The 15,947-nt window shown below is 47.5% G+C and carries 11 protein-coding genes and 1 riboswitch; all 11 genes read left to right on the plus strand.

From position 1 onward, the window contains the following. The first annotated feature begins 52 nt into the window (after positions 1 to 52). A riboswitch (cyclic di-GMP riboswitch) is annotated at positions 53 to 136 on the plus strand. The 11 genes from AC3WU2_RS07730 to AC3WU2_RS07780 all read left to right on the plus strand — a co-directional run bounded on the left by AC3WU2_RS07730 (position 136) and on the right by AC3WU2_RS07780 (position 15,905). After that, entirely contained in the window at positions 136 to 3,948 is a 3,813-nt protein-coding gene (locus AC3WU2_RS07730) for an IPT/TIG domain-containing protein (protein WP_492452876.1), read from the plus strand. It overlaps the preceding riboswitch by 1 nt. 218 nt (positions 3,949 to 4,166) lie before the next feature. After that, entirely contained in the window at positions 4,167 to 5,060 is an 894-nt protein-coding gene (locus AC3WU2_RS07735; protein WP_492452878.1) for a YitT family protein, read from the plus strand. 229 nt (positions 5,061 to 5,289) lie between these two features. Then, complete coding sequence (gene argC, locus AC3WU2_RS07740; RefSeq protein ID WP_492452880.1) at positions 5,290 to 6,339, plus strand: N-acetyl-gamma-glutamyl-phosphate reductase; 1,050 nt, start codon at positions 5,290 to 5,292, stop codon at positions 6,337 to 6,339. Between the two features lie 217 nt (positions 6,340 to 6,556). After that, entirely contained in the window at positions 6,557 to 7,786 is a 1,230-nt protein-coding gene (gene argJ, locus AC3WU2_RS07745) for a bifunctional glutamate N-acetyltransferase/amino-acid acetyltransferase ArgJ (RefSeq protein WP_492452882.1), read from the plus strand. A 32-nt stretch (positions 7,787 to 7,818) separates the two neighbouring features. After that, entirely contained in the window at positions 7,819 to 8,610 is a 792-nt protein-coding gene (gene argB / locus AC3WU2_RS07750; RefSeq protein ID WP_492453203.1) for an acetylglutamate kinase, read from the plus strand. Between the two features lie 49 nt (positions 8,611 to 8,659). Continuing rightward, positions 8,660 to 9,871, plus strand: a complete 1,212-nt coding sequence (argD, locus tag AC3WU2_RS07755) for an acetylornithine transaminase (RefSeq protein ID WP_492452884.1) — start codon at positions 8,660 to 8,662, stop codon at positions 9,869 to 9,871. Between the two features lie 23 nt (positions 9,872 to 9,894). Continuing rightward, positions 9,895 to 10,845: an ornithine carbamoyltransferase gene (argF, locus tag AC3WU2_RS07760; RefSeq protein WP_492452886.1), complete on the plus strand. Its 951-nt coding sequence runs from the start codon at positions 9,895 to 9,897 to the stop codon at positions 10,843 to 10,845. Positions 10,846 to 10,875: 30 nt separating this feature from the next. Beyond that, complete coding sequence (locus tag AC3WU2_RS07765) at positions 10,876 to 12,114, plus strand: argininosuccinate synthase (RefSeq protein WP_492452888.1); 1,239 nt, start codon at positions 10,876 to 10,878, stop codon at positions 12,112 to 12,114. Between the two features lie 235 nt (positions 12,115 to 12,349). Then, entirely contained in the window at positions 12,350 to 13,765 is a 1,416-nt protein-coding gene (gene argH, locus AC3WU2_RS07770) for an argininosuccinate lyase (protein WP_492452890.1), read from the plus strand. 169 nt (positions 13,766 to 13,934) lie between these two features. Then, on the plus strand, positions 13,935 to 14,639 hold the full coding sequence (locus AC3WU2_RS07775) for a PIG-L deacetylase family protein (protein WP_492452892.1): 705 nt from the start codon (positions 13,935 to 13,937) through the stop codon (positions 14,637 to 14,639). Between the two features lie 219 nt (positions 14,640 to 14,858). Beyond that, a complete protein-coding gene (locus tag AC3WU2_RS07780; RefSeq protein WP_492452894.1) occupies positions 14,859 to 15,905 on the plus strand; it encodes a YeiH family protein in 1,047 nt (348 codons plus the stop codon). The last annotated feature ends 42 nt before the right edge of the window (positions 15,906 to 15,947 follow it).

A 15,947-nucleotide genomic window follows, 5' to 3' on the forward strand; every position in this document is an offset into this window, starting at 1 on the left:
TTATTCGATCACTAAGTACCATTCTAAAATAGGACTCAGGAACGAAGACAATCGAAAAAGTTAGCAAAACTGTAGTGATGCAGTGACGCAAAGCCATGGGTCTTTCAAAAATTTGAAAGATTGCCAGGTTCCAACTTGATAGAAACAATGGCATTTGCTGTTGTTTTTTATATTGCAAAAAATAAAAGGAGGATAAGTATGCAATCTTTTTTTAAGAAGGTAAATATGATGATGGTACTTCTTCTTGTGTTGATGATGGTACCCTATCAAACGACTTCGTATGCGGCTGCAAATGATTATGTGACCGTATCGAAAACCGTAAATCCAACGGTAATTACAACAGAACAGGAGGCGGAAGTAAAGCTAAACATCCAGGGGACTCCTCCGGTGAATGTTGTCATGCCGAATGACGTTATTTTGATCATTGATAAATCAGGTAGTATGAAGCCGGATTACCAACCCAACCATGGTGAAGATAAGATGTTGGCTGCTAAGAATGCGGCTAAAGGTTTTGTCGATTTAATGGATATGACTAAACATCGCGTTGGGGTTGTTGATTTTAGTTCTGCAAACTTAACAAAATCACTCCCTTTGACGACTGATAAAGAAGCTGCTAAGAGCTATATTGGATCCATTGAAGCAAATGGAGCAACAGCAACAGGAAATGCGATTGATTTAGCGATTAAGGAGCTTGAGAACCATCGCCCGGAAGCTCAACCGGTTATCGTCATTATGACGGATGGTGATGCAACCGAGCCAAAAGGTACGGCATACGAGTATGCAAAGGAAAAAGCGCAGGCTGCAAAGGATGCAGGGATTGTGTTCTATACAATTGCGTTACTTCAAAAAGATGAGGATCCTGCAACGAGCGGGCCAAATAAATTGTTGAAGGAAATGGCAACGACATCTGCTCACCATCATTTTGTGTTAGGCTCAGTAGGATTAAGCGAAATTTATGCAGCAATTGTTAAGGAAATAGGTATGGCAAGTGCATACAATGTTCAAGTAACTGACATTGTATCACCTGAATTCGATATTGTTCCCGGTTCGTATGATTCAAATATACCGAAACCTACGGTCAATGGGAACGTATTAACATGGAATTTCCAAGAGTTAAAGAATAGTCAATTATCGTTTACTTATAAGATTAAGCCGAAAGACCCGAACAAGGCAGGTACTTTCCAGGCTTCGACAACTGCTTCGATTATCACATATAAAGACTATGCTGGGGCAGCACGTCAAAAGGAGATTCCATCAGTTTCTGTACAAGTGAAGCTTTCTGCTCCGATCATTACTTCGATCGAGCAGAACTTTGGTAAACCTGAAGGTGGAGAGACGGTAACGATTAAGGGTGATAATTTCAGACCAGGTGCTGCAGTAACATTTGGATCGGGTACAGCAACGAATATCAAAGTCATTAGTAAAAATGAAATTACTGCAACAGTTCCAGCAGGTACAGTTGCAACAACAGTAACAGTTACTGTAAAGAATACGGATAATCAGATGGCTACGATACCTTATTCTTATAAGGCTGCTCCTGTTGTAACCTCCATCAAGCCTAATAATGGGCCGTTGGCAGGTGGAACATCTGTCTTGATCGAAGGCAATTATTTTTCTAATGCAATTGAAGTGAAGTTTGGGGACAAAGTTGCACCAATAAAACGTTATACGAATACAAAGCTCATTGAAGTGAACTCTCCAGCAACTACCAATTCAGGCCCTGTAGATGTGGTGTTAACGAACCCAGATGGTGCGACTGTTACAGTACCAGGTGGATTTACTTATAATGCGCCGGTTGTCGTGAAACTTACGGTTACTAGCATCTCACCTAACATTGGCGAATTAACAGGTGGAGATGCCGTATATTTTGATGGTACTAAATTTAGTACCGAGACTAAAGTATACTTTGGGGATGCAGAAGCCAAGATACTTACGTTTTATTCCGATAAACGATTTAATGTGTTGACGCCTACTGGTAAGACACCAGGGGCAGTGGATGTGAAGCTAGTTAACCCAGATGGAGAGACAGTAATCATCCCAGCCGGTTTTACATATAAGGCTGCACCGGTTAAGCCTGCTCCAACACTTACAAGTATTATCCCTGATAGTGGATTAATTACTGGCGGAACAAGTGTTAGTATTATGGGAAGTGGATTTTTAGAAGGTGTCAAAGTATACTTTGGATCTAACGAAGCGGCTATTGCTAAATTGAACTCTGGTTCACAGATTACAGTCACGTCACCTGCGGTTGCAGCAGAAGGCCCTGTCAATGTAAAAGTTGTAAACCCGGACGGCCAAGAAGTAATGAAGGAAAACGGATTTAACTATTTGCCGATTCCACCGATTGTCCCTGCTATTACGAGTATTTCTCCGACCAGCGGCCCATTTGTCGGGGGGACCGTTGTTTATATCAACGGAAAAGATTTTGATAAAGGCATGAAAGTCTATTTTGGTGATAAAGAAGTAGCTATTGGGATGTATTATGGTAGTACTAGAATTCAAGTCACTGCTCCGCCAGCCACAGTGGCAGGTGCAGTGAATGTGAAGGTCGTCAACCCGGACGGAAGAGAAGGAAATGTAGCAGCTGGGTATACCTATGAAGCACCGATTATCCCGAAGGCACCTTCAATTAAAGCAATTTCACCGGATAATGGACCTCTAGCAGGTAAGACGAGTGTCTACATTGATGGTGCTGATTTTGTAAAAGGGTTGAAGGTATATTTTGGTTCACAAGAAGCTACGGTTATTTCGTTCTACAATAGTGGTAGATTGCTTGTCATGTCACCGACGGCTACCGTTGCAGGTCCTGTGGATGTAGAAATTGTAAATCCAGATGGACTGTCTGCAAAGGCTTCGGCTGGATTTACTTATAATGCACCACCTGCGCCAAAGGCACCGTCCATTACAGCAATTAGTCCGAATAATGGGCCAATCGCTGGAAGTACTAACGTCTATATTGATGGAGCGGATTTTGTTAATGGATTAAAGGTTTATTTCGGTAATAATGAAGCTACTATCCTTTCGTTCTATAATAGCACTAGGATCCTTGTAAGAACGCCATCGTCGCCGACTGAGGGAATCGTGGATGTGAAAATTATTAACCCGGACAATCTATCTGTGGTTGCTGCAGGAGGCTTTACGTACTTTAAACCAGCACCATTGCCAGTTACTATAACGGCAGTAACTCCGGATAAAGGGATTTTAGCCGGTGGAGGTACCGTTGATATCAGCGGGACGAATTTCCAAGGACAAGCCAAGGTTCAATTTGGATCGCAACAAGTGCCTATTGACTACTATTACGGAAGCGGCAAGATTCGCGTGAAGGTGCCTGCATCGGCTGCTCCGGGTGCGGTTGATATTACCATAACGAATCCTGATGGCGGAACTGCAACTGCAGTTCAAGCCTATACGTATGAAATAGCGATCCCTGCCATTACTGTGATAACGCCGAATCATGGTCCAATGAGTGGCGGAACAGCCGTCTATATTGATGGTAAAAATTTTGATCGCGATCTAGTATTAACGGTTAATGGAAAGCAAGTGGCTGTAACCACTTACTATAATAGTGGACGAATACTTTTCATTACGCCAAGCAGTACGAGTAGTGGTCCTGTATCAATCGTTATTACAAATCCATCAACAGGTGAAAAAGCAACTGGCACATTCACTTATGATGCGCCACCGCCTGTTCCAGCTCCTGTAATTACAAAGATTACACCAAACTCCGGACCTCTTGCCGGAAGAACAGTCGTATATATTGATGGAAGCAACTTTGTTAATGGACTTAAAGTATATTTTAACGGTGTAGAAGCTCAAATGTTCTCATTCTATGGAGCGACTAGGTTAGGGGTTTTCTCTCCAGCAGCAAGTGCTGCAGGTATTGTTGATGTCAAGATTGTTAATCCAGACGGTCAAGTAACTAATTCTGTTCAGTTCGAGTACAAATAAACTTAAGAAGAGCGGCGGCTTCCTCAATGAGGGCTCGTCGCTCTTTTAATTTCATGGTATGCTAAGAGAATGGGATACGAAGGTATATTGAATAATTCAGTATATTCTCTAAATGAATTGTAGAAAATATTTTTGGGACGTAGATTAAGATAAGTGAGGTGCCAATCGCTGTCACGGCGTAAGCAAACAATTCAGTAGGTTCTGTGGCAGATCACTCTATGAACACAAGCCAAATAACAAAAAAGAACGAACGGATTGTCAGACCGTTGCATCCGGTATTACTCGGCATTATTGAATATACGCTTGTCATTGTCGGAAGCTTTAGTATTGCTGTGAGTTTTAACATATTCATGCTGGCGCATCAAATCGCCTCTGGCGGGGTATCAGGGATCTCCATCCTGGTGCAGCACTTTACAGGAATTCAGCCGGCTTATACGCAATGGATCATTAATATCCCGTTATTTATTATTGGCGTCATGCTTGTAGGTAAAAATTTCGGCCTCAAGGTGCTCGTCGGGACGTTCATCCTTCCATTATTCATCCTCTTAACGAAAGATTGGCCGACGCCTACGGCAGATAATCCATTGCTCGCATCCATCTATGGGGGACTTGGGATCGGACTTGGTCTAGGACTCGTGTATCGAGCGAGAGGGTCAACAGGTGGCTTGGATTTGGTCGCGCAGTTGATCAACCGGTTTACAGGGCTAAGTTACCATCTCGCTGTACCAATGTTGGACGGCATTGTTATTTTGTGCGCTGGAATCTTCTTATCGCCAGAGAAGGCGCTCTATGCACTAATTGGTCTATTCGTAACGAGTAAGACGATCGACGCCATCCAGACCGGGTTCAACGTCTCCAAGGTTGCCTTTATCATCTCCAATGAGGCAGAGAAGCTGCAGCAAGCGATTCTAAATGATTTAGACCGCGGATTAACCGAGTTGGACGGGCGAGGCGGCTTCACGGGGGAAGAGCGCAAGATCTTAATGGTCGTTCTATCGCAGACGGAAGTGAGTAAGCTGAAAGTGCTAGTGAAGATGGTCGATCCATCCGCATTCGTTATTATTAGTGATACGAAGGAAGTCTTAGGTGAAGGGTTCAAACTTCATACATAATTCATATTTTATCAGAGTCGTAAAATCTGTTCGTGCCTTGCCACGATTGGGTTTTGCGGCTTTTTTTTGTTGGTCGAAGCCATCGAAAATAACCGTTGTATAAATATAAATAGAGGTGTATAATGATACGTAATTTCAAATTCGGATAGCATTTCCAAGCAAGTCTACGAGATGTATAATGGAAAATATTGCACATGACATATAGAGGCATATTGGGGAGGAATGAACCATGAATACAACATTACGCGCGGCGATAGTCGGTTCGACGGGGTATGGCGGCGTAGAGCTGATCCGTTTCTTGATCGGACATCCAAAGGTACAGATTACATCTGTTATTTCATCATCTAGCAGCGGAGAGCGCCTATCGGATGGCTTTCCACATTTGACAGAGATTATTACAGATTCACTGGATGCGGTGGATATCCCACTTATTGCGGATAAAGCCGATGTTGTATTCACAGCGACGCCACATGGGGTGAGTGCGAAGCTCGTACCGCAATTGCTTGAAGCGGGTCTGAAGGTCATTGATTTATCGGGTGATTTCCGGTTAAAAGATGGCGCAGTCTACGAGAAATGGTATAAACACGCGCCAGCGGATGAAGCGTTGTTGGCGCAAGCCGTCTATGGGCTCAGCGAAGTGTTCGGAGATCAGGTCGAGGGGATTGATTTCGTATCGAATCCAGGGTGCTATCCAACAGCAACGTTGCTTGGTTTGATTCCTGCTGTAGCGGCAGGGTGGATCGATCCGAAGAGCATCATTATTGATGCCAAATCGGGCGTATCGGGTGCAGGACGAGGAACAAGCCTAATGGCGCACTACGCAGAGATTAATGAGAATTTCAAAGCTTATAAAATCAACAAACATCAACATACACCAGAAATTGAGCAGGTACTTAGTCAGGTGGCAGGGGAGCCCGTGACGGTGACGTTTACGACACATATGGTACCGATGACGCGCGGCATCATGTCGACGATGTATGCCACATTGAACGGAACGCATACCGAAGCGGAACTGGTCGAGTTGTATAGGCAGTATTACGAAGGACGACGATTCGTTCGTGTTCGTGAAGCAGGCGTATGGCCGGCAACGAAGGAAGTTTACGGCTCTAATTATTGCGATATCGGCTTCTCCGTCGATGAGCGTACGGGACGCGTGACGATCATTTCGGTCATTGATAACATTGTCAAAGGCGCTGCAGGGCAAGCAATACAGAATTTAAACATCATGATGGGCTGGGATGAGACGTTAGGACTCTCCCTCACGCCTGTCTATCCATAACGTACAGCTACAAGAGGTAGTTCAAAAAGTCATCATTTGATCACGAAGACATTCAAGAAGCATAATCGACATCGAATCTTGCGTTCACCTTCGAAGTCCGGTACTCATTTAGGTTTCGCCTAAACTCCGTTCCTCCTTCTTCAGGTTCTCGCAACCTTCTCGGTGCTGAAATGTCGACTTTTTGAAGACGCATTTTAAGGAAATGGGGAGAAGAGACATGGGCGTACAGCATTTTACGGTGGTGGAGCATGGTTCGGTTACCATCCCGAAGGGATTCAGAGCAGGGGGCCTGCATTGCGGATTGAAGAAGACGGAACGGAATGATCTAGGGGCAATCCTCTGTGAGGTGCCAGCGACGGCAGCGGCGGTCTATACGACGAACGTATTCCAAGCGGCTCCGCTCAAAGTAACACGAGAGAGTATTGCGGAAGAAGGTAAACTGCAAGCCGTTATCGTGAACAGCGGGAACGCGAATGCGTGCACAGGGCAGCAGGGCGAGCAGGATGCATATCAAATGCGTCATGAAATTGCTGAACAGCTCGGCGTTCCGAACCATTATGTCGCGGTTGCTTCGACTGGCGTTATTGGCGAATTGCTTAAGATGGACCGTGTGAGTGCGGGAATTACACAACTGCCAGCCCGTCTATCCAGTGATGCGGCGGGTGCGGAAGATTTTAGCCAAGCGATTCTTACGACGGATCTGGTGAAAAAAGAAATCTGTGTTGCCGTGCAAGTTGGCGGACAGACAGTCCATATTGCGGGTGTGGCGAAAGGTTCAGGCATGATTCATCCGAATATGGCAACGATGCTGGCATTTATGACGACAGATGCGGTGATTGATCAGGCTGCTTTGCAGCAACTGCTCGGTCTGACGACGGATGTCACATTCAATATGATTACGGTAGATGGCGATACAAGTACGAATGATATGCTCGTGGCGATGGCAAGCGGTCTTGCGGGCAATGAGACACTTCAGTCGAATCACCCGGATTGGGACGCTTATGCGGCAGCGTTCCGCCATGTGTGCGAACACTTGGCTCAAGCGATTGCGCGGGACGGCGAAGGGGCGACAAAGCTGGTTGAGGTGAACGTGAGCGGCGCTGTATCGGATCAATCCGCACGGGCGATTGCCAAGACGGTTATTGGTTCTAGCCTCGTGAAATCGGCGGTATTCGGTGCAGACGCGAACTGGGGACGGATTATTGCGGCGGTGGGCCGTGCAGGCGAACCTGTCAATCCAGAGACCGTAGATATTCGCCTCGGCGATATTACGGTACTAACGCAATCAAGACCGGTTTCTTTCGATGAGGATAACGCGCTTGAATATTTAAAAGGCAATACCGTGACCATTCACGTTGCGCTTAACAACGGCGAAGGTGTCGCGACAGCATGGGGCTGTGATTTAACGTATGATTATGTTCGCATTAATGCGGCATATCGGACGTAGGCACGGAGGACAGTAGAGTGATGACGAAACAGATGAATACACGATTTGTCATGAAATGCGGAGGCAGCACACTGGCTGCGTTGCCGGATGCATTCTTTGAGGACTTACGCAGGCTGCAAGCGGACGGCATGATTCCCGTTATTGTGCATGGCGGCGGTCCGGCAATCTCGGAGACACTGACGAAGCTCGGGATCGAGACGGAATTCGTCGGCGGATTACGCAAGACGAATGATGCGGTGCTGGATGTCGTTGAGATGGTACTTGCGGGGCAGATTAATAAGGAAATTGTTCGTAAAATCGGGAAGAGCGGTGCGAAAGCGTTGGGGCTTTCGGGTGTGGATGGCGGCCTGATGCAGACGGTACCCGTATCGAATGCGGCTGAGGTTGGGTTCGTAGGGGATGTCGTTGGTATCCAAGCAGAAATCATCGAAGGCATTATCGGTATGGGCTATATGCCGGTAATCGCTCCGATCGGGATTTCGGTGGATGGTACGCAGCGCTTCAATATTAATGCCGATACGGCCGCTGGGGCTGTCGCTTCACATCTTGGCGTGGCACAGATGATCGTCGTGACGGACGTCCCTGGGATTATGAAGAAAATCAATGGTGAACTCGAGGTCCTGCCGAAGATTACGGTAGCTGAGATTGAAGAGATGATTACAACCGGTGAAATATATGGCGGAATGATCCCAAAAGTCCGCGCTGCGATGCAATGTATCCAAGGGGATGTGAAAGAAGTTGTTATTGTGAATGGCGCAGAGCCTAACGTACTAAGCCGAACATTGCACGGTGAAGCGATTGGAACGCGAATTGTGACCGCATAAATAGATGATGCTACGAATAGGGAAGGCAATTTGAGAGGAGGAATTTACGATGAGTGGAACGCAGGAACAAGGTCAAGGACAGGTACAGAGTGCTTTATTTCCAACCTATGCAAGATACCCAATTTCCTTGGTCAAGGGAGAAGGGAGCTATGTTTGGGATCAGGAAGGTCGCAAATATCTTGATTTTACGAGCGGTATCGCCGTAAATGGTCTGGGGCATGCACCGAAGCAGGTGAAGGAGAAATTGGTTGCTCAGTTAGATGAATTGTGGCATGTGTCGAATATTTACCAGATCCCGAATCAGGAAAAAGCAGCTCAGCTGCTTACGGCGAATAGCTGCGCGGACGCAGTCTTCTTCTGCAACTCCGGTGCGGAAGCGAACGAGGCAGCGATAAAGCTAGCTCGTCGTTATCATCAGAAAGTGCTCGGGAATGGACGGTATGAAGTGATTACATTCACGCAATCCTTCCATGGACGTACGCTCGCAACCTTAACGGCGACGGGACAGGATAAAGTGAAAGACGGATACCTACCTCTGCCAGAAGGCTTCAAGCATGTACCGATGCATGATACAGAGGCACTGGAAGGCGCGATTGGCGAGCATACTTGTGCGATCATGCTTGAATTGGTGCAAGCGGAGGGCGGCATCGTTCCTGTAGAACCATCGTTCGTACAGCACATTGTGAAGCTGTGCAAAGAGCATAACCTACTGCTCATTATTGACGAAGTTCAGACCGGAATTGGTCGTACGGGCAAGTTATTTGCCTATGAGCACTACGGCATTGAACCGGATATTTTCACATTGGCTAAGGCGCTCGGCAGCGGGTTCCCGGTTGGTGCGATGCTTGGCAAAGCTTACTTGCGTGATGCTTTTACGGCAGGTAGCCATGCTTCTACCTTTGGCGGAACGCCAATTGCGATGGCTGCGGTGATTGCAACGCTTGAGACGATCGTAAATGAAAGCTTACCGGAACGTGCTGCAGAGATGGGCGACTATTTAATGCAGCAATTGCAAGAGAAGCTCGAAGGGAATTCGTATGTGAGCGGCATTCGCGGAAAAGGTCTGATCATCGGCATTGAATGTATTGAGCCGGTAGCGGCTATCATCTCGGAAGCACAGCAGAAGGGTCTACTTACCGTATCTGCAGGACCGAATGTCGTTCGGTTATTGCCGAATCTCCTCGTCACTCGTGAAGAAATCGATTCAGCCGTTAACATTCTAAATGAACTATTAACCGCAAAGGCTGCGGTGAAACAATAGAAATTGGTGCAGGAGTGATAGATATGAGTACGACACAAGAACTTGGCATTAACTTGAAAGGCCGGGATTTTCTCGGCCTAGGCGATTTTTCTTCCGAAGAGATTCGCTATCTGATTAATCTAGCAATCGAACTGAAGAAGAAGCAGAAGAACGGTGAAGTATATCAACCGCTGAAAGGTAAAACGCTCGGGATGATTTTCGAGAAGTCATCCACGCGGACACGCGTTTCGTTCGAAGTTGGGATGTATCAGCTTGGCGGGCAAGCATTGTTCCTGAGCAAAAACGATATTCAAATGGGCCGCGGTGAGACGATTCACGATACCGCGAAGACATTGTCTCGTTATTTGGACGGTATCATGATCCGTACATTTGCACACCGCACGATTATTGATCTGGCGCGTTATGCTACTGTTCCGGTGATTAATGCTTTAACGGATCTATCGCATCCTTGCCAGGCGTTAGCGGATTACCAGACAATCCTGGAGCACAAGGGCAAGCTTGCGGGGCTGAAAATGGCTTATGTTGGCGATGGCAACAATATGGTGCATTCCTTGATGATCGGCGCAGCGAAGCTTGGTATTCACATCTCCATTGCATCGCCTGAAGGCTATGACATGGATGAGACGGTTATTAGCCAAGCGAAGGATATCGCGGCGACTACCGGGTCCAAAATCGTGATTACGCGCGATCCGAAGGAAGCGGTCCAAGATGCAGACGTCATCTATACGGATGTATGGGCGAGCATGGGCTTTGAGTCGGAGCAGCAAGAGCGCGAAGCTGCGTTCAAGGACTTCCAAGTGAATGAAGAGCTTGCGAAGCATGCGAAGCCGGACTATCTCTTCATGCATTGCTTGCCAGCACACCGCGGAGAAGAAGTAAGTGCGGGTGTCATTGATGGAGAGAACTCGATTATTTTTGATCAAGCAGAAAATCGGCTGCATGCCCAGAAAGCGGTTATGGCGGCGATCCTATAGAAATTTTGTAATCATGGGGGAGAATGGACAATGGCAAAAGAAAAAATCGTACTGGCCTATTCGGGCGGTCTGGATACATCCGTTATTTTGAAATGGTTAAAAGAAACTTACGACGCGGAGATCATCGCATTCACGGCAGATATCGGACAAAAAGATGAGCTCGATGGACTCGAAGCAAAAGCGCTAGCGACAGGTGCTTCTAAAGTGTACATCGATGATTTGACGGAAGAGTTCGCCAAAGACTTCATCTATCCGATGTTCCAATCGGGTGCGTTATATGAAGGTCAATACTTGCTCGGCACGAGTATTGCACGTCCGTTGATCGCGAAGCGTATGGTTGAGATCGCTCGTGCAGAAGGTGCAACGGCCATCGCACACGGTGCGACAGGCAAAGGGAACGACCAAGTGCGCTTCGAATTAGCGGCGGCGGCACTCGCGCCTGAGATCAAAGTAATCGCGCCATGGCGTTCCGAAGAGTTCCGTAACCAATTCCCAGGTCGTGCAGAAATGATCGCATACGCGGAGAAGCACGGCATTCCGGTTCAAGCGTCGGCAGCGAAACCGTACTCCACAGACCGCAACTTGCTGCATATCAGCTTCGAGAGCGGCATGCTGGAGGATCCTTGGTTCGATCCAAGCACTGAAGAGAACAAAGATATGTACGTTCTCAGTGTGTCCCCTGAGGATGCACCGGATCAAGCTGAATACATTGAGCTGGAGTTCGAGCAAGGCGATTGTGTTGCGATCAATGGTAAGAAGCTTAGCCCATTGCAAGTGATGGAGCAGTTGAACGAAATCGGCGGCAAACACGGCATCGGACGCGTGGATATGGTCGAGAACCGTTTCGTCGGCATGAAGAGCCGTGGCGTGTATGAGACACCAGGCGGCACAATCTTGTTCACAGCACATCGCAAAATGGAATCCTTAACGATGGACCGTGATGTGATGCATTTGAGAGACTCCTTGATCTCCAAATACGCAACACTCGTATATAACGGCTTCTGGTTCGCGCCAGAGCGTCTTGCATTACAAGCATTAGTAACAGAGAGCCAACGTAACGTATCGGGTACCGTTCGTCTGAAGCTGTACAAAGGCAACGTGATCGGCGCAGGTGTAAAGAGCCCTGTGAGCTTGTACAACCCGGATATCGCGACGATGGAAGCAGATCCAACACAAGCGTATGATCAAGCGGATGCGACAGGCTTTATCCGTCTGAATGCATTGCGTCTAAAAGTAGGCTCCGGCGTGGAGCAAAGCGCGAAGCGCTAAGATGGAGAGAGCGATGGGGGCGGAGTTTTTATCTATATCCTATTAACCTCGTAAGCAGCACTGGCTCTTGGAGAGTGAAACGCTCGCCTTTGAAATCTGAAAATGTCCAATAAACAGTCCAATCAAAATTTTCAGATTTCAACAGCGACGGAAAGAGACAGTGCTGCGGTAGAGGTCCATAGGATTTATAGATTTCAACTCCACACCCCTTCGCGAACGGAAGGGGATTCTTATCATGAGTAAACTATGGGGCGGCCGCTTCACGAAGCAGACCGATCAGTTGGTAGAAGAATATACAGCCTCCATTATGTTCGACAAAGAACTGGCGGAGGAGGACATCCAAGGCAGTCTGGCGCATGTAACGATGCTCGGCAAATGCGGCATTTTGCCAGAGGAAGATGTGGAGAAAATCCGCGAAGGCTTGCTTAAAGTACAAGGCTTGATTCGCCGTGGCGAGATTGAATTCTCCGTCTCCGACGAAGATATTCATATGAACATCGAGAAGACCCTGATCGATGAGATCGGACCGGTCGGCGGGAAGCTGCATACCGGACGCAGCCGGAATGACCAAGTGGCGACGGACATGCACTTGTATTTACGGAAGCGGGTCGTCGAGTTTGTCGGGCTATTGGGTAAATTGCAAGAAGCGCTATTGACGCAGGCCAAAGCCAATCTCGATACGATTGTGCCGGGCTATACACATTTACAGCGGGCGCAGCCGATTCTGTTCGCACATCACTTGATGGCCTATGTCTCGATGTTCGAACGCGACATTGAACGTCTACAAGACAGCTACAAACGTATCAATGTGCTTCCACTAGGTGCAGGTGCACTGGCGGGTACGACGTTCGCGATTGACCGTCATTTCGTAGCGCAGCAATTGAACTTCGATCGTGTCTACGAGAACAGCCTCGATGCTGTAAGTGACCGCGATTTTATCATCGAATTCCTAAGCAATGCTTCGATGGTGATGATGCACTTGTCACGCTTCTGTGAAGAGCTAGTCCTCTGGTCGAGTACTGAGTTCCATTTTGTTGAGCTGGATGATGCATTCTGCACTGGCAGCAGCATTATGCCGCAGAAGAAGAATCCAGACGTTGCTGAGCTGGTTCGCGGCAAAACGGGACGTGTCTACGGTAACCTTTTCGGCCTATTAACGGTCCTTAAATCGTTGCCGCTGGCGTACAACAAAGATATGCAAGAAGACAAAGAAGGCATGTTCGATACTGTTCGTACGATGCAAGGTGCCTTGCAATTGTTCGCGCCGATGGTGGAGACGATGAAGGTCAACAAAGACCGGATGCGCCAAGCCGTGAACCAAGACTTCTCGAACGCGACAGACATTGCGGACTTCCTCGTAAACAAGGGACTTCCATTCCGTCAAGCGCATGAAGTCATTGGAAAGACGGTGTTGTACTGTATCCAGAACAACAAATATCTCCTCGACTTGTCTTTGGATGAGTTTAAGCAATTCTCAGACTTGTTCGATGATCGAATTTACGAGGTATTGCAGCCGCAGCAAGTGGTGAATGCACGTAACGTATACGGCGGTACGGCAACGGTTCAAGTGGAAGCTGCGATCACGCGTGCCGAGCAGGCGTTAGAGCAGACGGTTGCTTGGGTTGACGAATATTCGAAGAAATGCAAATAGAACGATCGATAAGACCGGAGGCGGAAGCCTTCGGTTTATTTGCCAGCACTATTTCGAGCAATGAAGCCTTTCTCCTAGAGAAGTTTTGTCGACAGTGTGATTCAAGAGGTATAATGGATCTATCGTCAATAATGAAATATCTAGAGATACAGGGAGGGTGAATCGTCGGATGACAAAGCCTAAAGTAGGATTTATCTATGCGCACCCCGATGATGAGACATTCGGGTGTGCTTCCCTCATACGGGAGCTTGCTGATCAAGATGGCGAACCCGTACTGCTCTGCGCCACGCGTGGCGATGCGGGGAAGACCGGCCGATTAGGGGAAATGACGCATGAAGAGCTTGCGGTATTGCGTGAACAAGAGCTTCGCGCAGCCGGTGATATTATGGGGCTTACGGTAATTCAGCATTTGGGCTACCCAGACGGTAAGCTAAAAGATGTTCCGAGAGAAGAGCTTGTGGAGCATATCGTCCATTTTATCCATAGGTATCAGTTGGCGGTTGTAGTGACATTCCCTGAAGATGGGATAAGCGGTCATTTGGATCATGTCGCGATTCATCATGCGACGAATGAAGCGATTTTCAGCGGGCGCTGCCCGAGTGTTCAGAAGCTATATTACAATGCTCCATTTGCGATGCGTGGAACTGCAGATGGCGTCACACTACAGATTTCGGTGGAACCGCATTGGCCCATGAAAGCGGAAGCGTTACGTGCACACCAATCGCAGATCTTCTCGATTGAGCGAGTATTCGGTAATCTAGAGCAGATTCCTGAGAATGAGCTTAAGCATGGAGAGCCTTTTGTTCTCGCTTGGGAAAGAGGAGCACATTGGCCGAAGAAGCACGAAGCAACGATGTATGACGATTTAATCTAATTATCGGTGATGAGGAGGCAGCGAAGGCTGTCTTCTTTTTTGGGATAAATCGTCTATTTATTATCAATGAACTCGTCCTCCTGTCTCTATCATAAGTTTTACTAATGATACACATAGCATATCGGTATTTCACATTACGCTAGCCGAAGCTTATAGTTGAAGCTATAGATGAGCGTTCAGCACGTGAAATATGCGATATATAGACAGGGGGTATACAGCATGGAACAAGCACAAATTCTTGCTGTTCAGCAAAAAAGAAAAATACCTTTCGGATTTATGGTTGGGATAGGATTAACATTTGTAATTGCTATCGTGGCAAAATGGTTATCGGCGCTCCCATTCTTAAATATTATGGGCCAGCTCGTTATTGCATTACTGATCGGGATGGTCTTGCGATCAATGATCGTCATGCCGGAACGCATTGCCGTTGGAACGAACTTCTCGAGTAAAAAACTGCTTCGCTTTGGGATTATTTTGCTAGGGATGCGATTGAATCTTGTTGACCTTGTCCATGCGGGGCCGAAAGTTCTTTTGCTAGCTGTTGTGGTGATTCTATTTACCATCCCGGTTGTCTATGGACTCGCACGACTCTTCAAAGTGGAACAGAGGCTGAGCATTCTAACGGCATGTGGTTCGGCGATCTGCGGGGCTGCAGCGGTGGTTGCGATCGCTCCTCAGTTGAAGGCGAAAGAAGAAGAGACAGCGATTGCAGCAGCGGTCGTGGCAATCCTCGGGACACTCTTTACGCTAGCTTATACATTGTTGTACCCGGTTCTCGGACTATCTGATTTAGGATACGGCGTGTTCTCGGGGGCAACGCTGCATGAGATTGCTCACGTGATTGCGGCGGCGGCACCAGGAGGGAAAGCGGCAGTCGATCTGGCCGTCATTGAGAAATTGACGCGTGTTGCTCTGCTCGTGCCTGTAGCGATCGTGATTGGCATTGTAGCGAGTCGATTAGAACGGAAGCAGCGTGGGGATCAAGGGAAATTCGAATGGCGTTCGATCCCGATTCCGTGGTTCATTGTAGGGTTTCTAGCCGTGAGTGGAATCCACTCGCTTGGGATCATCCCGACGGCGGTCGCGGATTTCATCGTGGTCATTGCCTATATGCTCATCGCCATGGCGATGGCGGGGCTGGGGTTAAGTGTAGACTTTGGTTCATTTCGACGCTTCGGAATAAAGTCGTTCTGCGCAGGTCTTATCGGCTCAATCATGCTCTCACTGCTAGGATTTGGTCTGATACATTTGCTTCATATGGCATAACATAGAGACGGATTGTTGGCATGTAAAAAAGCGGAGCTCTAG

The sequence above is a fragment of the Paenibacillus sp. EB106-05-06-XG162 genome (assembly GCF_058791655.1).

Bases quoted from the DNA above. Each gene is read 5' to 3' on its own strand.
- AC3WU2_RS07735 (WP_492452878.1), top strand. From the start codon at position 4,167: ATGAACACAAGCCAAATAACAAAAAAGAACGAACGGATTGTCAGACCG.
- argC (WP_492452880.1), top strand. From the start codon at position 5,290: ATGAATACAACATTACGCGCGGCGATAGTCGGTTCGACGGGGTATGGC.
- argJ (WP_492452882.1), top strand. From the start codon at position 6,557: ATGGGCGTACAGCATTTTACGGTGGTGGAGCATGGTTCGGTTACCATC.
- argB (WP_492453203.1), top strand. From the start codon at position 7,819: ATGAATACACGATTTGTCATGAAATGCGGAGGCAGCACACTGGCTGCG.
- argD (WP_492452884.1), top strand. From the start codon at position 8,660: ATGAGTGGAACGCAGGAACAAGGTCAAGGACAGGTACAGAGTGCTTTA.
- argF (WP_492452886.1), top strand. From the start codon at position 9,895: ATGAGTACGACACAAGAACTTGGCATTAACTTGAAAGGCCGGGATTTT.
- AC3WU2_RS07765 (WP_492452888.1), top strand. From the start codon at position 10,876: ATGGCAAAAGAAAAAATCGTACTGGCCTATTCGGGCGGTCTGGATACA.
- argH (WP_492452890.1), top strand. From the start codon at position 12,350: ATGAGTAAACTATGGGGCGGCCGCTTCACGAAGCAGACCGATCAGTTG.
- AC3WU2_RS07775 (WP_492452892.1), top strand. From the start codon at position 13,935: ATGACAAAGCCTAAAGTAGGATTTATCTATGCGCACCCCGATGATGAG.
- AC3WU2_RS07780 (WP_492452894.1), top strand. From the start codon at position 14,859: ATGGAACAAGCACAAATTCTTGCTGTTCAGCAAAAAAGAAAAATACCT.